The 22,106-nt window shown below is 72.0% G+C and carries 18 protein-coding genes; 9 read left to right on the plus strand and 9 right to left on the minus strand.

Annotated elements, in window-relative coordinates; genetic code table 11:
* Positions 1–80: 80 nt before the first annotated feature.
* Positions 81–1,193: a ferritin-like domain-containing protein gene (locus FH610_RS14020; protein ID WP_139574811.1), complete on the minus strand. Its 1,113-nt coding sequence runs from the start codon at positions 1,191–1,193 to the stop codon at positions 81–83.
* Positions 1,194–1,300: 107 nt separating this feature from the next.
* Here FH610_RS14020 and FH610_RS14025 point away from each other — a divergent pair, with 107 nt between their 5' ends.
* The gene (locus FH610_RS14025; protein WP_139574813.1) at positions 1,301–1,993 is read left to right on the plus strand and encodes a TetR/AcrR family transcriptional regulator C-terminal domain-containing protein; all 693 of its coding nucleotides are present in this window, start codon (positions 1,301–1,303) and stop codon (positions 1,991–1,993) included.
* A 23-nt stretch (positions 1,994–2,016) separates the two neighbouring features.
* Here the strand turns inward: FH610_RS14025 and FH610_RS14030 are convergent, their stop codons facing one another.
* A complete protein-coding gene (locus FH610_RS14030) occupies positions 2,017–2,520 on the minus strand; it encodes an aggregation-promoting factor C-terminal-like domain-containing protein (RefSeq protein WP_139574814.1) in 504 nt (167 codons plus the stop codon).
* A 314-nt stretch (positions 2,521–2,834) separates the two neighbouring features.
* On the opposite strand from FH610_RS14030, the gene FH610_RS14035 reads away from it, so the two are divergent.
* Positions 2,835–3,323: a glutathione peroxidase gene (locus FH610_RS14035; protein ID WP_139574816.1), complete on the plus strand. Its 489-nt coding sequence runs from the start codon at positions 2,835–2,837 to the stop codon at positions 3,321–3,323.
* Here FH610_RS14035 and FH610_RS14040 read toward each other — a convergent pair.
* On the minus strand, positions 3,313–4,317 hold the full coding sequence (locus tag FH610_RS14040) for a LacI family DNA-binding transcriptional regulator (protein WP_139574817.1): 1,005 nt from the start codon (positions 4,315–4,317) through the stop codon (positions 3,313–3,315). The genes FH610_RS14035 and FH610_RS14040 overlap by 11 nt on opposite strands.
* A gap of 126 nt (positions 4,318–4,443) precedes the next feature.
* On the opposite strand from FH610_RS14040, the gene FH610_RS14045 reads away from it, so the two are divergent.
* On the plus strand, positions 4,444–5,664 hold the full coding sequence (locus tag FH610_RS14045) for an ABC transporter ATP-binding protein (protein WP_139574818.1): 1,221 nt from the start codon (positions 4,444–4,446) through the stop codon (positions 5,662–5,664).
* A gap of 6 nt (positions 5,665–5,670) precedes the next feature.
* On the opposite strand, the gene FH610_RS14050 is transcribed toward FH610_RS14045, so the two are convergent.
* Both FH610_RS14050 and FH610_RS14055 read right to left on the minus strand, forming a co-directional pair.
* Positions 5,671–6,705: an MraY family glycosyltransferase gene (locus FH610_RS14050; protein ID WP_139574820.1), complete on the minus strand. Its 1,035-nt coding sequence runs from the start codon at positions 6,703–6,705 to the stop codon at positions 5,671–5,673.
* The gene (locus FH610_RS14055; RefSeq protein ID WP_139574821.1) at positions 6,702–7,871 is read right to left on the minus strand and encodes a glycosyltransferase; all 1,170 of its coding nucleotides are present in this window, start codon (positions 7,869–7,871) and stop codon (positions 6,702–6,704) included. The genes FH610_RS14050 and FH610_RS14055 overlap by 4 nt, the downstream gene beginning before the upstream one ends.
* Positions 7,872–8,038: 167 nt before the next feature.
* Here FH610_RS14055 and FH610_RS14060 point away from each other — a divergent pair, with 167 nt between their 5' ends.
* A complete protein-coding gene (locus FH610_RS14060) occupies positions 8,039–9,262 on the plus strand; it encodes a nucleotide sugar dehydrogenase (protein WP_139574823.1) in 1,224 nt (407 codons plus the stop codon).
* Between the two features lies 1 nt (position 9,263).
* Here FH610_RS14060 and FH610_RS14065 read toward each other — a convergent pair whose 3' ends face one another.
* On the minus strand, positions 9,264–10,013 hold the full coding sequence (locus FH610_RS14065; protein WP_139574825.1) for an SDR family NAD(P)-dependent oxidoreductase: 750 nt from the start codon (positions 10,011–10,013) through the stop codon (positions 9,264–9,266).
* A gap of 51 nt (positions 10,014–10,064) precedes the next feature.
* Complete coding sequence (locus FH610_RS14070; protein WP_139574827.1) at positions 10,065–10,427, minus strand: carboxymuconolactone decarboxylase family protein; 363 nt, start codon at positions 10,425–10,427, stop codon at positions 10,065–10,067.
* Positions 10,428–10,766: 339 nt separating this feature from the next.
* On the opposite strand from FH610_RS14070, the gene FH610_RS14075 reads away from it, so the two are divergent.
* The 5 genes from FH610_RS14075 to FH610_RS14095 all read left to right on the plus strand — a co-directional run bounded on the left by FH610_RS14075 (position 10,767) and on the right by FH610_RS14095 (position 17,368).
* On the plus strand, positions 10,767–11,438 hold the full coding sequence (locus FH610_RS14075) for a hypothetical protein (protein WP_139574829.1): 672 nt from the start codon (positions 10,767–10,769) through the stop codon (positions 11,436–11,438).
* 13 nt (positions 11,439–11,451) lie between these two features.
* Positions 11,452–14,433 carry an AAA family ATPase gene (locus tag FH610_RS14080; protein WP_139574831.1) on the plus strand — a complete coding sequence of 994 codons (2,982 nt, stop codon included), beginning with the start codon at positions 11,452–11,454 and terminating at the stop codon, positions 14,431–14,433.
* Positions 14,434–14,541: 108 nt separating this feature from the next.
* On the plus strand, positions 14,542–15,057 hold the full coding sequence (locus tag FH610_RS14085; RefSeq protein ID WP_240808959.1) for a MarR family winged helix-turn-helix transcriptional regulator: 516 nt from the start codon (positions 14,542–14,544) through the stop codon (positions 15,055–15,057).
* 3 nt (positions 15,058–15,060) lie between these two features.
* A complete protein-coding gene (locus FH610_RS14090; protein WP_139574833.1) occupies positions 15,061–16,311 on the plus strand; it encodes an epoxide hydrolase family protein in 1,251 nt (416 codons plus the stop codon).
* Between the two features lie 265 nt (positions 16,312–16,576).
* Positions 16,577–17,368: a ThuA domain-containing protein gene (locus tag FH610_RS14095; protein ID WP_139574835.1), complete on the plus strand. Its 792-nt coding sequence runs from the start codon at positions 16,577–16,579 to the stop codon at positions 17,366–17,368.
* Positions 17,369–17,579: 211 nt separating this feature from the next.
* Here the strand turns inward: FH610_RS14095 and FH610_RS14100 are convergent, their stop codons facing one another.
* Positions 17,580–19,085 carry an aldehyde dehydrogenase family protein gene (locus FH610_RS14100; RefSeq protein WP_139574837.1) on the minus strand — a complete coding sequence of 502 codons (1,506 nt, stop codon included), beginning with the start codon at positions 19,083–19,085 and terminating at the stop codon, positions 17,580–17,582.
* Positions 19,086–19,123: 38 nt separating this feature from the next.
* Positions 19,124–22,096: a helix-turn-helix transcriptional regulator gene (locus FH610_RS45190; RefSeq protein WP_276607664.1), complete on the minus strand. Its 2,973-nt coding sequence runs from the start codon at positions 22,094–22,096 to the stop codon at positions 19,124–19,126.
* Positions 22,097–22,106 lie beyond the last annotated feature (10 nt).

Here is a 22,106-nt window from a genome sequence, read left to right on the forward strand (position 1 = left end):
TATATGGGGACAAGGATCGCCAATCTCGCCGATCGGTTGGCCGGCGTCCGCGGTGGTGACGATCACGATGTGAGCCGCGGTCAGTCGCCCGCGGCGGCGATGGTCCCGGCGACCTCCTCCGCCCGTTCCTCCTCCTCACGGGCGAAGCGCTCGGCGTCGAGCCGCTCGGCGATCTCCTCGTCCTGCCGCATCAGCGCGTCGAGGCTCTGCCCGGCCATGTCGAGCACGCCCATGTCGGCGTACGCCTTCTGCAGGCGGGGGCTCCACAGGCCGATGTCCTTCACGCAGGGGACGATCCGGCTGAACAGCAGCGAACGGAACAGCCGCAGGTATTCCGACCGGTCCACGCACTCCATGGCCTCGGCGGATTCCTGTCGCGACAGGCCGACGGTCTCCCAGATCTCCTCGCCGCGCAGCCGGTCGCGCATGAGGTAGCACCCCTCGATGACGAAGTCCTCGCGCTCGCGCAACTCGGCGTCGGACAGGTTGCGGTAGTAGTCGCGCAGCGCCATCCGGCCGAACGCCACGTGCCTGGCCTCGTCCTGCATCACGTACGCGAGGATCTGCTTGGGCAGCGGCTTGGTGGTGATGTCGCGCATCACCCCGAACGCGGCCAGGGCCAGGCCCTCGATCAGCACCTGCATGCCGAGGTAGGGCATGTCCCACCGGGAGTCGTTCAGCGTGCTGTCCAGCAGCGCCTTGAGGTGCTCGTTGATGGGGTAGGCGAGCCCGACCTTCTCCTGCAGGAACCGCGCGTACGTCTCGGCGTGCCGCGCCTCGTCCATCGTCTGGGTGGCGGCGTAGAACTTGGAGTCGAGATCGGGCACCGACTCGACGATCCGGGCCGAGCAGATCATCGCGCCCTGCTCGCCGTGCAGGAACTGGGAGAACTGCCAGGCGGCGTTGTGCCTGCGCACCTCGTCGCGCTGTCGGCGGTCCATGCGGTCCCACAAGGGAGAGCCGTAGATGGCGAGCGTGGTGTCGGGGATGCCGAGCACGTCGTAGGGGTCGACCTCGAGGTCCCAGTCGATCCGCTTGACGGAGTCCCACTGCTTGTCCTTGCCCTTCTGGTAGAGGGCGAGCATGCGGTCCCGGCCGTCGTCGTACTCCCAGGTGAACCGGGCCGCTCCGGTCATCTCCACGTCCCACGTGGACAGCTCGGCGGGGATGGTGTAGAGCTCGTGGGTCGACACGGGGGACCTCCCTTGACGTACACCGTACGTATCCCTGTGAGCGTGTCACGTACGCTGTACGTACGTCAATGGACGGGCGACTGTGCGCGGCGAGAGAGGATTCGGCCATGCTCAACCGCAACCGCATCGTGACCGCCGCCGTGGAGCTCATCGAGAGAGAGGGCGCCGACGCCGTCTCGATGCGCAGGATCGCCGCGGAACTCGGCGTCGGCGTCATGTCGCTGTACAACCACGTGCCCAGCAAGGCCGCGCTGCTCGACGCCGTCGCCGAGGACGTGCTGTCGCGGATCGGCTTCACCGACGACCCGTCCGCCCACTGGACCGAGCGGGTGCGCATCCAGGCGCGGGCCTTCCGGCGCATCGCCCACCACTACCCCCGTTCCACGATGGTCGTGGTGAGCAGGCAGCTGAGCTCGACCGCGGGCCTCCTCCCGGTGGAGCGCGCCCTGGCGACCCTGCGCGAGGCGGGCTTCGACGGCCGGGAGGCCGTCCGGATGCTGCGCATGTTCATCGCGTACGTCGTCGGCTCGCTGCTGCGGGAGGTGGGGGTGACCCCCACGTTCGCCCCCGTACGGGCCGACGCGATCATCGCCGAGGTGGACCCCGCGCTGTTCCCCGTGGTGAGCGAGCTGCGGCCGCATCTGGACTCCTGCGACCACGACGAGGAGTTCGAGTTCGGCCTGGAACTGCTGGTCCAGGCGATGGCCGTACGAGCCGCCGCACGGGCGGACGCGCAGGCCGGCCGCGGGGCCGGCGAGCGGGGCGGCGGGCGGGCCGGTCATGGAGGCGCCCGGCAGTAGGCCGCCGGGCGCCTCCGCCCGGGTCAGTACCAGTTGTGGGACCGGAAGTGGCCCCAGGCGCCGCACGGCGAACCGTAGCGGCCCTTGATGTACCGCAGCCCCCACCTGATCTGGGTCTGCGGGTTGAACCGCCAGTCGCTGGCGACGTAGCCCATCTTCCGCCCGGGCAGCGCCTGCGGGATGCCGTAGGCGCCCGAGCCCTGGTTGTAGGCCCGGTGGTCCCAGTTGCTCTCCCTGGTCCACAGGCTGTCCAGGCACTGGAACTGCTCGCCCGACCACGTGTGGCGGGTGACGAGCCGGAAGGCGTACGCCTTGCTGCGGATCTTCGCCGGCGCCTGGCGGAACCGGGGCGGCTGCGCCGCCACCCGCGTCGTCCACACTCCGACGTGGGTGACGGGCCGCACGCTCTCCCCGGTCCGCTCCGCGGCGGTCCACTCGTCGGCCCACGCCACTCCGCTTCCGCCACCGGTGACGGTGGCCGCGATGACGGCGGCGACTGTGTTGCGTAGAACGCTTCTGCTGTCCAAATCGGTCCTTGTCGTCGGGTCGCGTGCGGAAGGCGGGCGCGCGTGGCGCCCGCCGCGCGGCCGCGCGCCCATGGCGTGGGCGCCGCCGTCCGCTCGGCCCGCACCGGATCACCACAAGCTTCCGGCGGGCACCGCGACGGGTCCTCACGCGGATTGAAATACGGCCGCCCGCCTCCCCGGCGGCATCCGCGGCACCTCGCGGACGGTTCTTTGCCGATCCGCCCCCCAACGCCGACCGTTCCCGGAGGCGCGGCTTACCGTGCACGGCGCGCCCTGCGGCGAGAACGGACGGGACGCTCGTTTAGGGTGCGGACATGAGCGTTCTCGATATTCCGGTGACCACGATCGACGGCGAGGGCACGACCCTCGGCGACCTGCTCGGCGGCGGGGCCGCCCTGGTGGTCAACGTGGCGTCCAGGTGCGGGCTGACCCCGCAGTACGAGGGCCTGGTCGCGCTCCAGCGGGCGTACGCCGACCGGGGGTTCACCGTCGTCGGCGTGCCCTGCAACCAGTTCATGGGCCAGGAGCCCGGCTCGGCGGAGGAGATCAAGGAGTTCTGCTCCACGACCTACGGCGTGGACTTCCCGTTGCTGGAGAAGACCGAGGTCAACGGCCCGGGGCGGCATCCTCTCTACGTCGGGCTGACCGAGACCCCCGACGCGGAGGGCGAGGCGGGCGACATCCAGTGGAACTTCGAGAAGTTCCTGGTCGCCGCCGACGGCCAGGTGGTCGCCCGGTTCCGCCCCCGCGTCGTCCCCGAGGCCCCGGAGATCGCCGAGGCGATCGAGAAGGTCATCGCCTAGGAACCGAGACCTTGGGCCCGCAGCTCGCCCGTACGACGAGCTGGGTGGGCAGCGTGACGGTCGGAGGACGCCTGCCCTGCCGCAGCACCAGCTCGGCGGCGCGGTAGCCGATGTCCTGGGCCGGCTGGGCGATCACGGTCAGCGGCGGGGAGCACAGCTCGGCCCAGGGCACGTCGTCGAACATGATGAGCGACACGTCCCTGGGGATGCGCACGTCCAGCTCGCGGGCGGCCAGCACGGCCGCCTCGCCGAGCACGTTGCCGCCCGCGATCACCGCGGTGACGTCCGGCCGGTGCTGCAGCAGGCCCGCGGCCGCGGCGTAGGCGGAGTCGCGGCTCGACCGGGCGTGCACGACCAGATCCCGGTCGGCGGGCAGGCCCAGCGAGGCGATCGCGGCGCTGAACGCGGCGACCCGCTGCGACTGCCCGTGCCGGCCGAGATAGGCGATCTTGCGGTGGCCCAGCCCGGCCAGGTACTCGACGGCCGTCAGCACCCCCGCCCGGTCGTCGGGCACCACGCTGGGCACGTCGGCGCGCACCCGCCGGTCGGCGAACACGACGTTCAGCCCCGCGCGCAGGGCGGGCGCCCACATCTCGCCGTCCCCGGACGGCACCGCGATCAGCCGGTCCATGCTCTGCTCGATGAGCGTGCCGATCAGCTCGGCCTCCCGTTCGGGATCGTCGCCGGTGACCCCCACCGTGACGGGCTCGCCGTACGAGCGCGCGCACGACAGCACGCCGTCGGTCAGCCGCGCGTAGAAGCTGTCGGTGATGTCGGGGACCAGCAGGCCGATGCCGCCCGTCCGCTGGCGCCTCAGGTTGCGTCCCAGCGCGCTCGGCCGGTAGTCGAGCCGCGCCGCCGCGGCGAGCACCTTCTCGCGGGTCTCCGCGCTCGCCGAGCCGCCCGACAGGACACGGGACACGGTGGCCACCCCGACCCCGGCCGCCTCCGCCACTTCCTTGATGGTTATCCGCCGCTGCGCTGGACCACTCATGGAAACGATTCCATCATGATTCCATGGGTCGTGTCACCGAAATCTTGACAATAGGCGGTATTTCACGGGACAGTCTTGAAAACGTATCCACTTCTTCTTGTTGTCTCGGAAGCGCGAAGGACTGGCATGGCTTCTATCGTTCTGAACAACGTCGACAAGATCTACGCGGGTGGGGTGAAGGCCGTCAACGGCCTCAACCTGGAGATCAAGGACGGCGAGTTCATGGTGCTGGTCGGCCCGTCGGGCTGTGGCAAGTCCACCGCCCTGCGGATGATCGCCGGCCTGGAGGACATCAGCGGCGGCGAGATCGTCATCGGCGACCGTGTCGTGAACCACCTTCCTCCGAAGGACCGCGACATCGCCATGGTCTTCCAGAACTACGCGCTGTACCCGCACATGACGGTCGAGGAGAACCTCGCCTTCGGCCTCAAGCTGCGCAAGATGTCGAAGACCGAGATCCAGAAGCGGGTCAACGACGCCGCGCGCATGCTCGGCCTGGAGCAGTACCTCAAGCGCAAGCCGGCCGCCCTGTCCGGTGGTCAGCGCCAGCGTGTCGCGATGGGCCGCGCCATCGTCCGCGAGCCCCAGGCCTTCCTCATGGACGAGCCGCTGTCCAACCTGGACGCCAAGCTCCGTGTCTCCATGCGCGCCTCGCTGAACCAGCTCCACGAGCGCCTCGGCGTCACGACCGTGTACGTCACCCACGACCAGGTCGAGGCCATGACCCTCGGCGACCGCGTCTGCGTCCTGCGCGACGGCGTCCTCCAGCAGGTGGACACTCCGCAGAACCTGTTCGACAACCCGGTCAACCTGTTCGTCGCCGGCTTCATGGGCTCCCCGGCCATGAACTTCACCTACGCCGAGCTGATCCGCGACAACGGCGGCGCGGCCGTGGCCTTCGCCGGCTACCGCCTCCCCGTCCCCGACTCGACCTTCGCCGAGAAGCCGGGCCTCGACCGCTACATCGGCCGTAAGATCATCCTCGGCATCCGGCCCTCCGACTTCGAGGACGCCGGTTCGGCCAGCGGCAACGGCGCCGGGTGGGTGCGCATCCCGGTGCGCGCCAACGTCACCGAGGAACTGGGCTCGGAGATCAACGTCCTGTTCACGATCGACGCCCCGCCGGTCGAGCACAAGGACACCGTGGCCGCCGCCCACGACGGCGACGACGAGGAGACGACGCTCCCGCTGACCGGCGACAAGTCGCTGTGGACCGCGCGTGTCAACGCCCGCAGCCACGTCCGTCCCGGCCAGGAGATCGAGCTGGTCGTCGACACGCACAACCTGCACTTCTTCGACGTCGACTCGGGCCTGTCCATCGGCCACGAGGCCAACATCGGCCGCTGACCCGGGTCACCCCCGCCGTACTACGGGCGGCGGGGGGTTTCCGGCGGAGCGCGGGCGCGGCACGCGCCCGCGCTGCCGGTCGTCACCGGCCGGCATCCACAAGGACGCCCACGCCCACATCGGGCGCGCGTAGATGAAGTCGTGCCGGAGGCGCGCACAGCAGAGCAGCGCGGTGGCGGTCGCGGCGGTGACCGCGGCCGCTGTGCTCGCGGGCACCCAGCCGAGCGCGACCGCGAGCCCGGCCGTCCCGGTGCCGGCCGAAACACCGCACAGCGCGGGCGCCGCATTCCGCGCCGGTCCCGCCGGCCGGCCCGCCCGCCGCGGACGGCGGACGGCGTACGCCCCGGCCCCCACGATCGCGGCCAGCGCCGGCAGCAGCAGCCCGGCCGCGACCACGGCTGTGCCGCGTCCGGCCGTCAGCCCGGCGGCCGTGCAGGTCAGGACGAATCCGGCGAACAGCGAGGCGGACGGCCCGAGCCGGACCCTGCCACGCGCCCTGCCGTACGGGAGGGCGCCGAGGCACGCCCCCGCCAGGGCGGCCGCGAGCGCCGCGAGGGACGGGTCGCCCAGCACGAGCGCCGTCCCGGCGAGGAACGCGCCGGTGACGGCGCCGACCGCGGCCAGCGCGCCGCCGAGCCGGTCGAGCAGCCCGTACGCGTTGGTCATCGCGACGATCCACATCACGCTGACCGGGCCGTCCAGCCAGTCGCCCGTCAGCGTCACCTGCACTCCGCACAGCACGACCCCGCCCGCCGCCACCGACTCCACGATGAGCCGCGTGACGAGCGGCAGCGCGCCCACGTCCGCGATGAGCCCGAGCAGCGCCACCGCGGCGGCGGCCAGCAGGACCGCGCTCACCCGCCGGTCGAGCGGGCCCATGGCCGTCATCGTGCCCGTCACCGCGGCGCCCGCCGTGGCCGCCGCCAGCGTCACCCCGCCCAGATAGGGGACCGCGCGCCGCACCGGCCGCAGGCCCGCGGCGGCGAGCAGGCAGGCGACCGCTCCCGCGAGCGCGGGCGCCAGCGCCGGGAGGGGCGTCATCGGCTGCCCACCTCCGACCGCGTCGCGCCGCGCAGCGCCCGGTAGAGGGCCTCGGTGTCGGCCACCAGCCGGTCCACGCAGAACGCCCGCCCGGTCCACGCGCGGGCCGACTCGCCCATCCGCCGCGCCAGGCCGGGGTCCACCAGCAGCCGTACGACGTGGTCGGCCATCTCGTCCGAGTCCGGCTCGGTCAGGAATCCCGTGCGGCGGTCCATGACAACCTCGGGAACGCTGCCGACGCGCGTGGCCACCACCGGCAGGCCCGCCATGCCGGCCTCCACGAGCGCCAGCGGCGTGCCCTCGCTGTCGGAGGTGAGCAGCACCACGTCGGCCGCGGCGTACACGGTCTCGACGTCGCGCCGCCAGCCGAGCAGCCGGAAGGATTCCCACATCGGCATGACGGCCCGCTCCACCTCCTCCTTCAGCTCGCCGCTGCCGCAGACGAGGAACCGGGCACCGGGCAGCCGGGCCAGGACGGCCCTGGCGACCTCCGCGAGCCGGTCGGGCCGTTTGGCCTTCTTCAGCCGGCCGACGTACGCCACGACCGGCGCGTCCAGTGGGACGCCCAGCGCGGCGCGGGCCCGGGCACGCTCGGGCAGCGGGGCGAGCCCGGCGCCGGGCGGGATGACGACGTACTGCTCGGGCCGGCCGATCCCGGCCGCGAGGAGGTCGTCGCGCACCCGGGCGCCGACCGTGACGAGGTGGTCGGTCATCCTCGCCAGCCGGCGCTCGGTGCGGACGTAGACGGCCCGCCGCAGGCGGGAGAGCTGTCCGTCGAGGAGGTGGCCGTGGTAGCTGTGCACCCGGGCCGCCCCGACGCCCGACAGCCGCACCGCGAGGCGGCCGAGCGCGCCCGCCTTGGTGGTCCTGGTGTGCACGATGTGCGGCCTGAACTCGCGCATCGCGTTCGTCAGCCGGAACAGGGCCCGGTAGTCGTCGGCCGGCTTGATCGCACGGCCGAGGCCCGGCACCCGGTGGACCGGGATCGTCACGTCGCGAAGCTGCAGGTGGTCGCCCTCGCCGCCGTCGACGTATCCGGTGTACAGGCGGTGGTCGAACTCCACCGGGCTGAGCCGCTCGCACAACCCGGTGACCTGGGTGGCGGGACCGCTCACGTTCATCCGGGCGATTATCTCCATGACACGAATCCGGTCGTCCGGTTTCATGCTGGCTCCTCCCTGATCATGTCGGAGAAGCTAGTCCGCGGTCCCACCGCCGACGGGGCGCCCGGACGCCGCCGGAAGAGACTTTTCCCTATCCGTACCCAAGCCTTACAGCCATCCCGTCCGCCAATCCCGGGGGCGGCGGCGGGGTCGCTCCTACAGTTCGTAGCGTGGCGGAGAAGCTGGTGGTCGTGGGCCAGGGCCCGGCCGGGCTGCCCCTGGCGATGCGCGCCGTGGAGGCGGGATTCCGCGTCGTCGGCCTCGACGAGGACGAGTGGCGGGTCAAGCGGCTGAACGCGGGGGAGCCGTGCGCCGAGGGCGTCGGCGCCGCCGCGCTGGCCGCCGCACACGCCTCCGGCCGGTACGCGGCGAGCGCCGACGCGGCCGACGCCTCCGGGTTCGACGTCTGCGTGCTCACCTCGCCGGTGCGGATGCGGGGCGGCGCGCCCGACCTCGGCCCGCTCGGCTCGGCCGCCGGCCGGATCGTCCCGTTCCTGCGGCCGGGGGCGACCGTGGTGCTGGAGGGCACCGCCTATCCCGGCACCACGGAGGAGTTCGTACGGCCGCTGCTCGAACAGGGGTCGGGACTGCGCGCGGGGGACGACTTCCACCTCGGCCACAGTCCGCACCGGGCCGAGCCGGGCAATCCGCGCTGGCGGCTCGGCAACACGCCCAAGGTCGTCTCGGGCGTCGACGCGGCCTCGCTGCGGGCGGTGACGGACTTCTACGGCAGGCTGGTGCGGGAGACCGTCCCGGTCTCCTCGCCCCGGGTGTCGGAGCTGTGCGCGCTGCTGGAAAGCGCCCGCGCGCACGTCGGCGCGGCCCTGGCGAACGAGCTGTCGATCTTCGCCGCGCACCTCGGCGTCGACGTGTGGGAGGCGGTTGAGGCCGCCGCCTCCACGCCCTTCGGGCACGCCGCCGTGGCGCCCTGCCCCGGGCTCGAGGACTCCTGCCTGCCGCTCGACGTGGCCTACCTGCCGTGGGGGATCCGGCGCGGCGTCGGGCGGGGATTCCGGCTGGTCGAGGCGGCCAACGACGTCAACGCGCACATGCCCGCCCATGTGGTCGACCGGCTCGGCCTCGCGCTCAACCGGAGGTGCCGCTCGATCAGGGGCAGCAGGATCCTGCTGCTCGGGCTGTCGCCTGTCGAGGTCGCCAAGACGCTGTGCCGGCTCGGCGCCCGGGTGCGGGCCGCGGATCCGCATGCCGACGATCTCGTCGTGCCGGCCGGGGTCGAGGTGGTCGAGCCGGACGCCGCGGAGATGGCCAGGGCCGACGCGGTCGTCGTGCTCGGCGGGCAGGACTGCTACGACTACGACCTGGTCCAGCGGGCGAGCCGGTTCGTCTTCGACACCCGGGGCCGCTGCCGCGGCCCGAACGTCGAGCGGCTGTGAGTCAGCGGTAGCGCAGCTTCGCCATGCGGCCGACCAGGTTGAGCGGCAGGAGCCTGGCGAGCGCCGCGACCGCCTTGTAACGGGCCGACGGCACGCTCACCCAGGCCCCGCGGGCCAGGTCGCGCATCGCGTCGGCGGCGACGCGGTCGGCCGACAGCCACGCGAAGCGCGGCAGGCCGGACATGTCGAGCTTGGCCCGGTCGTGGAACTCGGTCCGCACGAACCCCGGGCACAGCGCCATCACCCGCACGCCGTGCCGGTTGACCATGTTGGCCGCCGAGGCGCTGTAGTTCACCACCCACGACTTCGTGGCGCTGTAGGTGCCGCCGGGGAGGAACGCCGCGACCGAGGCCACGTTGATCACCCCGCCCCGCCTCTTGGAGATCATGTACGGCAGGGCCGCCCGGGTCAGCCGCAGCACCGCCTCGCAGTGCAGTCGCAGCATCCGGACCTCGTCCTCCACGGGGGTGTCGAGGAAGCCCCCGGGGTGCCCGAACCCGGCGTTGTTGACCAGCAGGTCGATGCCGGAGCGCAGCCGCTCCTCGGCCGCCGCCATCCCCTCCTCCGTGGTCAGGTCGGCGTGCAGCGGCTCGACCGGCACGCCGTACCGCTTGTGCAGGGCCTCGGCGGAGGCGGCGAGCCGCTCCTCGTCGCGGGCCACCAGGACCAGGGAGAATCCGTCGGCGGCCAGGCGGCGCGCGAAGGCGGCGCCGATCCCGGCGGTCGCGCCGGTGATGAGTGCGGTGGGCATGACGGCAGCGTACCCACCGCACGGGTCCACCCGTCCGGCCCGTAGCGGCGGTCACACCTCGGCGGCGCGGCTGATCAGCTCCTCCACCTTCGCGCTGAGCCGGGCGGCACGGGGCCACCCGGCGTACAGGGTGAGGAACACGACCGTCTCGCGCAGTTCGGCCGGGGTCAGCTCGCCCGAGCGCAGGGCGGTGTCGAGGTGCAGTTCGAGCATGTCGTCCATGTCCTGGCCGACGAGCAGGCCGAGCAGCAGCAACCGCCGTTCCCTGACCGTGAGGACCTGCCGGGACCACACCTCGGAGAACATGCGCTCCGCCGTCACCCCGAAGAAGCCGTCCGGCCCCTCGCCGGTGCCGTCTTCTTCGTAGACCTGCTTCATGTGCGCCAGCCCTCCCACGGTGATTCCTGACGGCATGCATCAAGTTGTCGTGTTCGAGGCAGTCAGGCGTTACATGATCTGCTCATCCGACACCGGCCGATCTCACCGCGCGGGTCTTCCCCTGCTTTCGCCGGTCGTCCATTGGGTATCGCCATCAGAGGGCCACCGGGGGCGGATGCCGGTGCCGGCCGGGCGTTGCGAGCAGCTTCCGTATAACAGGAACAACCAAGATCCGAGAAAGATTCGGTCTAGTTTTCCGGCCCATCGCAGATTTACCGTTGAGAGGGATAGTTGGAAAACGGGCACTACTACCTCGTAGACCCGCAAAGCGGAGGTTGGGCCCTGGTGGAAAGACCGCGGGTAAGGATCGGGGTGGTGGGAACGGTCGTGGGGGCGGCGGTGGCCGCCTCCTTGCTGTCCGGCTGTGCCGGCGCCGAATACACCTACGTACGCGACGATTCGGGCGGCACCTACTTCAAGGTCCCCGCGTCATGGCGGCAGATCGACCAGAAGACACTCGACAAGGAGGTCTTCGGCGACACGGAGTCGGCCAGCGCCCAGCTCGCGAAGCAGGCGCTGTGGACGGCGGCGTTCGACGCTTATGACGAGCCATCCCTCATGCACCTGGTTCAGGGTTCGGCCGGCGCCGAGGACAAGCCCTTCGTGTTCGCGAAGGTGCAGAAGCTCAGCGAGGACGACCAGAACGCGGTGTCGCTCGACGCTCTGCGCCTGTCTCAACCGATTCCGGTGCCGGTGACGAAAGAGCAGCAGCAGGCGATTGAGGCGAGCGGCTTTTCGGGCTTCGAGTTGCTGGCCGACGAGGTGCTGCCCGTCACGGACGGCGTCCGGGGCGTCCACAGCGTCTACAACTACCGGGTGGGAAGCGGGCCGGTGCAGACGTTCGACAAGACCGCCTATCTGTCGGCCGACGGGACGACGGTCTCCACCCTTCTGATCCGCTGCTCGCCCGCGTGCTACAGGAAGCGGGCCACGGAGATCGCCACCGTCGTCAAGTCCTTCAAGGTCAAGCACCTCATCAACCCGTGAAGGAGCCCCTCATATGAGCACGGCCCTCCCACCGAAGCACCACGAGGGGCTTCGCGAGCCGGGGTCGGGTCCGGTGGACCGCGACCCTCGCACCAGGAAACGTCTGCCGCTGTGGGACCGGACCAAGTTCCTGATCCTGCTCGCCGTCGCGTTCGGCGTGCTGCTCTGGAACCAGATCGCGACGTACGAGGGCATCATCTCCCTCTACGACGCCTTGGTGATGACCGTCAGGGACGCGTCCTGGGTCCTGTGGCTGGCGGGCATCGAGGTGGTCCGGCAGATCCACTTCCTCATCAGCGAGCGCTCGGCCGGCTACCACCGGTTCTGGACGCACAAGGTCTTCGGCGGCTGGAACCGCTGGACCCACCGCAGGTTCAACGACTGGAACCGCTACCGCATCGCGCGGGCCGTCAAGTGGGTCGTCTGGATCGCGGTCATCGCGCTGGTGCTGGGCAAGGTGCAGCAGGTCTCGCCGCTGGAGGCGCTGTACAGCGTGCCGGCCACCGTGTGGGGCTTCCTCCCCATGGTCCTGCAGATCGTGCTGCTCATGGTGCTCGCCGTCGGGCAGTTCGTCGCGATCTTCTGGTTCCTGTCGCGGGGCGGTGTCGACGTCTACTACCCCGACGACATCAAGACCCGCTTCTCCGACGTCTGGGGCCAGGACCACGTCGTGGAGCGGGTCAAGGAGAACATCGTCTTCCTGGAGAAGCCGGACGAGATCGAGGCCAGGGGCGGCTACGTGCCCAGCGGCATCCTGCTGTGGGGCCCGCCCGGCACCGGCAAGACGCTGATGGCCGAGGCGGTCGCGGGCTCGACCGGCAAGCCGTACGTGTTCGTCGACCCGGGCGCGTTCATCAACATGTTCTTCGGCGTCGGCGTCCTGAAGGTCAAGTCGCTGTTCCGCAAGCTGCGCAAACTGGCCCTGCGGTACGGCGGCGTCATCGTCTTCTTCGACGAGGCCGACTCGCTCGGCAACCGCGGGGCGCTGGCGCAGGGCGGACCCGGTGGCTGGGGCAGGTCGGTGCCGGCGCCGTTCGGCCCTGCGTCCTTTGAGGGGGCCGGCTGCAACGGCTTCGCCTACCTCGACCCGCACACCCGCACCGCGCTCGGGCGTCACGCCGCCGGCCCGGCCGGCGAGGCCGCGCCCGCGCGGATGCCGCGCACCGGCGCCTTCGTCAACCGCCTGATGTACGGCGGGGGCATGGGCGGCGGTGGCGGCATGGGGACACTGGAGGCGCTGCTCACCGAGATCTCCGGCCTGAAGAAGCCGCGCGGATTCGTCAACCGCTACGTGCGCAGGCTGCTCGGCATGCGGCCCAAGCCGCCGCCGAAGTACCGCATCCTCATCATGATGGCCACCAACCTGCCCGAGGCCCTGGACGAGGCGCTGCTGCGGCCCGGCCGCATCGACCGCATCTACAAGGTCGGCTATCCCTCGAAGGCGGGCCGGATCCGCACGTACAAGGGCTACTTCGACAAGGTCAGCCACCAGCTCAACGACGAGCAGATCGACAAGCTGGCCACGATAACGCCGTACGCCACCGGCGCGACGATCAAGGACCTGGTCAACGAGTCGCTGATCACCGCGATCCGGGACGGCCGCGAGACCATCACCTGGTCGGACGTCATGCGGGCCAAGCGGCTCAAGCAGCTCGGGCCGCCCGAGGACGTCGAGTACATCGAGCGTGAGCGGCACGCGGTCGCGGTGCACGAGGCGTGCCACGCGGTCGCCGCCTACCGCACCCGTCACCACCTGGAGATCGACCTGGCGACGATCGAGAAGGGTGCCGACTACCTCGGCATGGTGGCCAGCATCAAGCCGGAGGACCAGTTCACCCGATGGAAGTCGGAGTACGAGGCCGACATCATGGTGTCCCTCGCCTCGCTGGCGGGGGAGCGGATGTTCTTCGGCGAGGACAACTCCTCCGGCGTCTCCGGCGACCTGCAGAGCGCGACCGCGATCACCGGGCTGATGGAGGCCCACTGGGGCATGGGCATCGGGGTGGCCTCGCTGCCGGCGCTGCAGGAGCTCGGCCTGCGCGAGGGCAAGGCGGCCCAGCCGCAGCCCGGGGGCGGCGGCACCGGCTTCACCGGCACCCCGGCGGGCGGGCGCGACGAGATGGTGCCCGACATGCTCCCCGAGCGCATCGAGTTCAACCTCAGCCGGCTGCTGGAGAAGACGGCCGAGCTGCTGCGCGAGAACCGCCGCGAGGTGCTGTCGGTCGCGCACGCGCTGGAACAGCACAAGACGCTCAACGGCGACGACGTGGTCGCGGTCATCGAGGGCAGGATGGGCCCGCTGATCGACGGCAGCGCCTACACCTCCGACGAGTTCTACGAGGAGATCGAGGCATACCACACGGCCGCGGCGGCGGCCCACAAGGCGCACAGCGAGGTTCCCGTCGAGCTCCCGCTGCCCCGGACGCGGGTGATCGAGGCGTCGGTCGTGGCGGCGTCCTCGGGCGGCGCCGCGCCGGTGCTGGTCGCCCCGCCGCCGAACGGCCTGGCCGGCGGCAACGGGCACGCCCCGGCGGTGCAGCCCGGCGTGGCGCAGCCGGACTTCGTGCCCTGGAACGGCGCGCCGCCACCGGTCTCCCCGGCTCCGCTGCTCGGGGGGTCGCCCGGCGCGCCGTCCCGCACGTCGTACGGCGCGTTGTGGGCGGTCGTCGGCGTCGTCGTGGCGGTGGTGCTGCTCACGCTGCTGGGGGTGCTGCTCTTCGCCTCGCCGCGGGGCGCGGCCGGCGCCGGGGCCGCCGCCGCCGTCGGGGGCGTGCCCGCCGGAACGGCCGTGCTGCTGGCCGTCGCGCTGGTCGCGGTGATCGGCGGCATCGCGGTCGCGGCCCTGCTGGTCCGGTCCCATCAGACGGGGCGGCGGCGGGCCGAGGAGGCCAGAGACCGGGCAGCCGAACGGGCGCAGTTGCTCGCGGCGGCCATGGACCCCGAGGTCGCGATGCGGCTGCTCGGCTACGACGGCAGGCGAGGCCCGGAGGCCTGAGACGTCCTGCGATTTCGATCCCCGGCGGGCACGGCCCGCCGGGGATCGGCGTTTTCCGGCCACTATTCACTTCAGTAACTTAATTAAGTTTCTGATACAGTTCGCCGCGTGCCTGAGTTCGCCGAGCTGAGCATCGCCGGTCTGACCCGCGTGCTCGAAGACTTCACCCGCATGCACATCCGGCTGCCCGCGGAGCGGCGGCTGAGCTTCACGACCCTGTCCGTGCTCCACACGCTGGCGGGCGACGGACCCAAGCGGCTCACCGAACTCGCCGGCAGCGAACAGGTCACGCAGTCGGCGATCACCCAGATGGTGACCAAGCTGGAGCGTGAGGGCCTGGTGGAGCGTCACCCCGATCCGTCGGACGGCCGGGCGGTCCTCGTCAGCGTCACGGCCGCGGGCGCGGCGATCGTGGACGGACGGCGCGCCGAGCGCATGGCCCGGCTCTCCGAGCTCGCCGACCGGCTCACGGAGGCGGAGCGGACGGCCATCGCGGCGGCGCTGCCCGCGCTGGCCCGCATGGTCGAACTGCACTCCACCGCGATCGGGGACTCACCGATCGAAAGGGAAGCCTGTGCGGGCGACTCCGGCACGGACACGCCGCGCGACAGTGCGAGGAGATGAACGATGCACCCCACGACCACCCCGTCCGCCGAGGCCCGGCCGTTCCCGCTGGAGCCCGCGCCGATCCACGTGCCCGACGAGGTGCTCGCCGACCTGCGGCGGCGCCTGGAACTGACCCGCCTGCCGGACGACGCGGGCAACGACGACTGGCGCTACGGCGTGAGCGCCGCCTACCTGCGGGAACTCGTCGACTACTGGCGCGACGGCTACGACTGGCGGGCGGCCGAGGCCGCGATCAACGCCTACGAGCACTACCGCGTCGAGATCGAGGGCGTGCCGGTCCACTTCATGCGCAGGCCCGGCGCCGGTCCCGCCCCCACACCGCTGATCCTCACCCACGGCTGGCCCTGGACGTTCTGGCACTGGTCCAAGGTCGTCGATCCGCTGGCCGACCCCGGCGCGTACGGCGGCGACCCCGCCGAGGCGTTCGACGTGATCGTGCCCTCGTTTCCCGGCTTCGGGTTCTCCACCCCGCTGCCGGGCCACCTCGGCATGAACTTCTGGAAGGTCGCCGACCTCTGGCACACGCTGATGACCGACACGCTCGGCTACGAGAGGTACGGCGCGGCGGGCTGCGACGTCGGAGCCATGGTGACCGGACAGCTCGGCCACAAGTACGCCGACGAGCTGCACGCCATCCACATCGGGTCGGGCCAGAAGCTCACGTTGTTCAACGGCGACCGGGGCTGGGATCTCAGCGGCGGCAAGCCCATCCCCGACGGCCTGCCCGCCGACGTCCACGCCCAGGTCGTCGCGTGGGAGAGGCGGTTCGCCGTCCACCTCGCCGCGCATGTGCTCGCCCCGAGCACGCTCGCCCACGGGTTGTCCGACTCGCCCGCAGGGATGCTCGCCTGGATACTGGAGCGCTGGGCGAACTGGAGCGACAACGGCGGCGACGTCGAGACCGTCTTCACCAAGGACGACCTGCTCACCCACGCCATGATCTTCTGGGTGACCAACTCCATCGGCACGTCGATACGGACCTACGCCAACAACAACCGCTACCCCTGGACCCCGTCCCATGAGCGGCAGCCGGTCGTCGAGGCGCCCACCGGCATCACCTTCGTCGGCTACGAGAACCCGCCCGGCGTGAGCACGGACCAGCGGGTGCGGCACTTCCTCGACGGCGACCGCGCCGGCTGGTACAACCTCGTCAACCCCAACGCCCACGACCGCGGCGGCCACTTCATCCCCTGGGAGATTCCCGGCGAGTGGGTGGACGACCTGCGGCGAACCTTCCGGGGCCGGCGCTGACCCGTCCTGCCCCGGCGGGGACCTGGGCGAACGGACTGTCCGGCGGTAATTCTGGTTCGGCCACGACTTTGTCCTACCTCATGCGAAAGTCGTTGAAACATGTACGTAACTTCTTCCCACTCGTGACCAAAGAGGGTAACTTGGCGCCCACTTGAGGCCGTCGTCACCTTCCGGCGTACGACCCCGCCTTCGTCACCGGACCCGTGGCCCACCCCTGAGGGTGGGCCACGGCGTCCAGGGCGCACGAGATGGAGGACTGTCACCCATGTCACGTAAGCGACTACTCGCTCTGGCGGCGCTGTCCGCGATCGTCGCGCCGGCGTTCGTCGGCGTCAGCGCGCATGCGGCCGGCGCGGACGACTCCGCGTTCCGCGTGCTGGTCTTCTCCAAGACCACCGCCTTCCGCCACGACTCGATCCCCGCCGGTGTCGCTGCGATCCAGAAGCTCGGCCAGGAGAACGGCTTCGCGGTGGACGTGACGGAGGACGCCGCCCAGTTCACCGACGCGAACCTGGCCAAGTATCAGACCGTCGTCTTCATGTCCACGACCGGCGACCCGCTGGGCCAGCCCGAGCAGAAGGCGGCGTTCGAGCGCTACATCGAGAACGGCGGAGGATTCGCCGGCGTGCACGCCGCCGGGGACTCGGGCTACACCTGGGCCTGGTACGGCGGCCTCGTCGGCGCCTACTTCCGCAACCACCCGGCACAGCAGTACGCCACGGTGAAGATCGTCGGCCAGGGCGCGGCGTCCAACCGCGGGCTGCCGAACCGCTGGAACCGCTGGGACGAGTGGTACAACTACCGCACCAACCCGCGCGACGCCGGGGTGCGCGTGCTCGCCGCCCTCGACGAGACGTCCTACAACCCCGGCTCCGGCGCCATGGGCGACCACCCGATCGCCTGGTGCCACAACTACGACGGCGGGCGCGCCTGGTACACGGGCATGGGCCACACCAAGGAGGCCTACAGCGACCCGCTGTTCCTGAAGCACCTGCTCGGCGGCATCCAGATGACCGCCGGAGCGGCGAGCTTCCCCTGCGACCCCCACGACGACTGAGCACGCGCGGGGAGCGTTCCACCGCGTGACGGGCGACCGGCGGTGCCGGGGCCGATGCCCTGAGGCACCCGGGTGAGGCACGTGACGGGCACGCCGTCCGGTGTGGTCACCGGGCGGCGTGCCCACGCGTGTCAGGGCCGCGGTCGCGGGGCGGCGATCGGTCCTCGGGTGTCAGGGCCGCGGTCGCGGGGCGGCGATCGGTCCTCGGGTGTCAGAGCCGGAAGCCCAGGTCGGGCGTGATCTCCGCCACGTCCATCTGGGCCTTCTGCAGGCGGCCCGAGTAGTCCCAGTTCATCGCCTGCCAGCGGGTGAACTGGTCGAGCACCCACATGCCGCTCTGCCTGCTGCCGTTGCCCGACTTGCCGTTCCCGCCGAACGGCAGGTGGGCCTCCGCGCCGGAGGTGGAGTTGTTGACGCTGACCATGCCGGCCGACACGCCCTCGCGGAACCGGAACACCGCCTTCGGGTCGGTGGTGTAGATGGACGACGACAGGCCGTATCCCGGCCGGTTGGCCAGGGCGATCGCCTCGTCGAGGGTGGAGAACGTCGTCACGCCCACGATCGGGCCGAACGTCTCCTCCAGGAACAGCCGGTCGTCGGGGCGGACGCCGTCCACCACGACGGGGTGGTAGTAGAGGCCCTCGCCGTCCATCCGGCCGACCGGGCCCGGCAGCACGGTGTGGTGCGGCTGGATCCAGCCCAGGTACTCCTCGTATCGCTCGGCGAACTTGTGGTCGAGCAGCGGGCCGTACAGCACGTCGCCGTTCGGGTCGCCGATCTTCGCGTCGCGCACGGCGGCGGTGAACCGGCGCAGGAACTCGTCGTGGACGTCCTCGTGGACGATGACCGTGCCGAGGGAGGTGCACCGCTGACCGGCGGTGCCGAAGCCGGAGAACAGGGCGCCCTCGGCGGCGAGGTCGAGATCGGCGTCCGGCATGACGACCATCGGGTTCTTGCCGCCGAGCTCCAGACAGGGTGACTGCAGGTGCCGCCCGCACAGCTCGCCGACGGCCCGGCCGACCGCGCTCGATCCGGTGAAGCCGACCTTCTGCACGGTGCCCTCGCCGAGCGCGCGATCAAGGCCCTCGTATGTCTGGGCGCCGTCGGCGAAGACGAGGTTGAGCACGCCGTCGGGCAGTCCGGCCGCCGCGAACAGCCGGTAGAGCGCGTGCGCGGAGGCCGCGGCGTATTCCGCGGGCTTCCACACCACCGCGTTGCCGCACAGCAGCGCCGGAACCAGATACCACGAGGGGACGGCCACCGGGAAGTTGCCCGCCGTCACGACCGCCGCCACGCCGACCGGGACGCGGAAGGTGAACAGGCTCTTGTCGGGCATCTCCGACGGCACGGTCTGCCCGTAGAGACGGCGGCCCTCGCCGAGGAAGAAGTCGCAGGTGTCCACGATCTCGCGGACCTCGCCCAGCGCCTCGGCGTACGGCTTGCCGATCTCCTCGGTCACCAGCCGGGCCAGCGCCTCGGTGTTGGCCTCGACCAGGCGGCCGATCGACGCGATTACCCGTCCGCGCACCGGTGCGGGGACGCGCGCCCACTCCCGCTGGGCAGCCGCCGCGGCGCGGCAGGCGCCGGCGAAGTCGTCCGCGCCGGCGAGCAGGATGGTCGCCACCGTCTCCGAAGGCCGCGCCGGGTTCACGGACTCGTACGGCGTGCCCGAAGAGAGCTCCTCACCCGCGACGACGGAAACGATCTGCAGAGCCACCGCTGACCTCCGGAATTGTTGCTGGTGCCGGGCCTCGATTACACAGTATTTCCGTCCGCGGCGCCCGGCGACAGCCCCTCCTGCAGGGCGACGGCGGCAGCCTGGGTGCGGCTGGTCACGCCGAGCTTGGCCAGGATGTTCGAGACGTGCACGCTGACCGTCTTCTGCGAGATGAACAGCCGCGCGCCGATCTCCCGGTTGGCCAGACCGTCCGCGACGTGGGCCAGCACCTCCCGCTCGCGGGCGGTGAGCGCGGACAGCCGCCGCCCCGGCTCCCGTGCCACTCTCGGCGGCTCACCGGCGGCGATCTCCTGTGCGTCACCGTCGTGGGCGGCGGGAGAGGCCGTGGGAATGGCCGCCGTCGGGTCGGGGAATCCGGCCCGCGCCCCGACCGCCCTGAGCGTCTCGAGGAAGGGCCGGGCTCCCAGCGCGGCAGCCACGTGCACTGCGCGCTCCCACTCGGCGCGGGCCGCCGCGCGGTCACCCGTCCGCAGCAGGCTCTCGGCCAGGCGCCACCGCGACCGCGCCTCCTCGTAGACGAAGCCGAAGCCGAAGGCCGCGGTGGCGCGCCGCCAGACCTCCGGATCCTCCGTGCCGTGAGCGCGGTGCCACTCGGCCTCCGCCCGGGCCAGCCAGGCGACCCCTTCCGGCCCCAGCCTGCCGCGCGGGCCGTTCGGCCCGTTCTCCGCCGCCCACCGCGCCCGGCGCAGCAGGTCGTCGCAGGGCTTGCCGGTCCTGCCGAGGTCGGCCAGCGCCCACAGGCCGGTGGCCGCGATGCGGATCACACTGGGATCGAACGGCTCGAGCGCCGCGACGATCGCGTCGACGTGGTCGAGCGCGGTCTGCGGGTCGCCGCGCCACAGCGCCTGCTCGGCCGCCATGCCGCGCGCCATGTAGCCGATCAGCGCGTCCGACCAGAAGCGGGACAGCCACCGCAGTCTCTCGTCGGCGCCCGGGCGCCCCCGGCCCACCTCGGCGAAGAGGGCGAACGACGACAGCTGGGCCTCGGCCCTGGTGCCGACCCGGACGCCGAACCCTCCCGCCAGCCGCTCCGCGGCGTCCCAGTCGCCGTCGGCGTAGTGCACCAGGTAGTGCAGGAAACGCAGGTCGGTGCCGAACGTGCTCCAGGTGAGCCCGGTCTCCCCGGCGAGCCGTACGCCGTCCTCGGTGATGCGGGCGGCCACCGCGAGGGCGCCGTTCTCGTAATGGATGCGGGCGAGGTTGAAGCGCGCCCGCAGGTCGATGGACAGGTCGCCCGAGGGGCGGCGGGTGGCGCGCGTGAGCAGGTCGACGGCGCGCTCGACGCTGCTCCCGAACTCCTCCTCGATCAGGGCGAGCGAGACGAGGGCGCTGACCTCCGCGTCGTGGGCGCCGGTCGCCTCCGCGACCTCCAGCGCCCTGGACGCCGTCGCCGCCGCCTCCTCGTCGTGGTATTGCCTGAAGAGGGCGCGGGCGTAGGTGGCCAGGGCCCTGGCCAACAGCGGGCTGTGCGGTGCGATGTCCACCGCCTCCCGGGCGGCCGCGACCGCCTCGGCCTCGTCGCCGCCCGCGTCCGCCAGATAGTAGGACAGGCGCTCGCCGGTCTCCGCGATCAGGACCGGGTCGCTCGCCTCGCGGCGCAGCCGCCGCACCTGTTCCGCCGCCCGGTGGTAGTCGCCGGCCGCGGCCGCCGCCGCGGCGCTGGCCAGCGCGATCCTCGCCCTGTGCTCCCCGGCCAGCCGTTCGGCCTCCGGCACCTGGTCCCAGACCTCGAGCGCGCGCTCGAAGTGCCGGTGCGCCTCCGCCGGCGCGCCGAGCCCGGCGGCCAGCCGCCCGGCCTCCACCGACGCCCGCAGCGCGCCCGGCAAATCGTGCCCGGCGAGATGGTGATGGGCCAGCTCGGCGGGGGCGCCGCCGCGTTCGGCGAGCAGCGCGGCGAACGCGGTGTGCAGGCGGGTCCGCTCGCCCGGCAGCAGGTCGTCGTAGACGGCCTCCTGGAGGAGCGCGTGCCGGAACGTGTAACCGTCGCTGCCCGCCGTGAGCAGCCGCTGCGAGACGATCTCGCGCAGCGCGTCCTCCAGCGGCAGGTCGCCGAGCCCGGTCGCGTCGCGCAGCAGGTCGTGGCCGACCCGGCGGCCGGCCACCGCGGCGACCCGCAGCACCTGACGGGCGGTCTCCGACAGGGTCTCCACCCGGGCGAGCAGCAGGTCGGCCAGCGTTCCGGGCAGCCGAGCCCGTTCGGCGCCGGCCGCCAGGAGTTCCTCGGCGAAGAACGGGTTGCCCCCGGCGCGCTCGATAACGGTGGTCAGGCCGTGTCCCGCCACCGGGCCCGCGGGGCCCTCGCCGTACCGGTCGAGGACGGCGAGATACTCCGCCATCTCGTCGTCGCCGAGCGGTGGCAGCTCGACGGAGGTGACCAGCGGCAGCCGCCGCAGCTCGGCCAGGACCGGACGCAGCGGGTGGCGGCGGTGGAGGTCGTCCGTGCGGTAGGTGCCGACGAGGCAGACCCGCTCGCGCTGCAGCATGCGGGTGAGGAAGACGAGCAGGTCCCGGGTCGAGCGGTCGGCCCAGTGCAGGTCCTCGAACACGAACAGGACCGGCTGCCGTCCGGCCACCTCCGACAGCATGTCGAGCACCGAGCCGAACAGGCGCTGCTGGGCGAGCCCCCCGGTGGTCCCCTCCGCCGGGCCCGCCTCGTCGCCGGGCAGCAGCCGCCGCAGCGCGGGACGGGCCGTGACGGCCGGACCGACCGGCCCGTCGGCGTCGGCGGCGGCGCCGCGCAGGGCGTCCGCGAGCGGCAGGTAGGGCAGGGCGTCGCCGAGCTCGGCGCACTGGCCGGTGAGCGTCACGAAGCCCCGCCGCTGCGCGAGGTCGCACAGCTCGGTGACGATCCGGGTCTTGCCGATCCCCGCGTCGCCGCCCACCAGAGCGACCCCCGCGAGCCCGGCCGTGGCGGCGTCGAGCACGCCCACGAGCCGATCGAGCTCTGCGGAACGCCCGATCAGCACCCTTTGGGGCGTACGCGCAACCACGCAGGTGAGT

Origin of the sequence: Microbispora catharanthi, from assembly GCF_006334915.2 — a bacterium.
GTDB lineage: Bacteria > Actinomycetota > Actinomycetes > Streptosporangiales > Streptosporangiaceae > Microbispora > Microbispora catharanthi.

Coding starts and splice junctions, on each gene's coding strand:
- FH610_RS14025 (WP_139574813.1), top strand. CDS start 1,301: ATGCTCAACCGCAACCGCATCGTGACCGCCGCCGTGGAGCTCATCGAG.
- FH610_RS14035 (WP_139574816.1), top strand. CDS start 2,835: ATGAGCGTTCTCGATATTCCGGTGACCACGATCGACGGCGAGGGCACG.
- FH610_RS14040 (WP_139574817.1), bottom strand. CDS start 4,317: ATGAGTGGTCCAGCGCAGCGGCGGATAACCATCAAGGAAGTGGCGGAG.
- FH610_RS14045 (WP_139574818.1), top strand. CDS start 4,444: ATGGCTTCTATCGTTCTGAACAACGTCGACAAGATCTACGCGGGTGGG.
- FH610_RS14050 (WP_139574820.1), bottom strand. CDS start 6,705: ATGACGCCCCTCCCGGCGCTGGCGCCCGCGCTCGCGGGAGCGGTCGCC.
- FH610_RS14055 (WP_139574821.1), bottom strand. CDS start 7,871: ATGAAACCGGACGACCGGATTCGTGTCATGGAGATAATCGCCCGGATG.
- FH610_RS14065 (WP_139574825.1), bottom strand. CDS start 10,013: ATGCCCACCGCACTCATCACCGGCGCGACCGCCGGGATCGGCGCCGCC.
- FH610_RS14070 (WP_139574827.1), bottom strand. CDS start 10,427: ATGCCGTCAGGAATCACCGTGGGAGGGCTGGCGCACATGAAGCAGGTC.
- FH610_RS14080 (WP_139574831.1), top strand. CDS start 11,452: ATGAGCACGGCCCTCCCACCGAAGCACCACGAGGGGCTTCGCGAGCCG.
- FH610_RS14090 (WP_139574833.1), top strand. CDS start 15,061: ATGCACCCCACGACCACCCCGTCCGCCGAGGCCCGGCCGTTCCCGCTG.
- FH610_RS14095 (WP_139574835.1), top strand. CDS start 16,577: ATGTCACGTAAGCGACTACTCGCTCTGGCGGCGCTGTCCGCGATCGTC.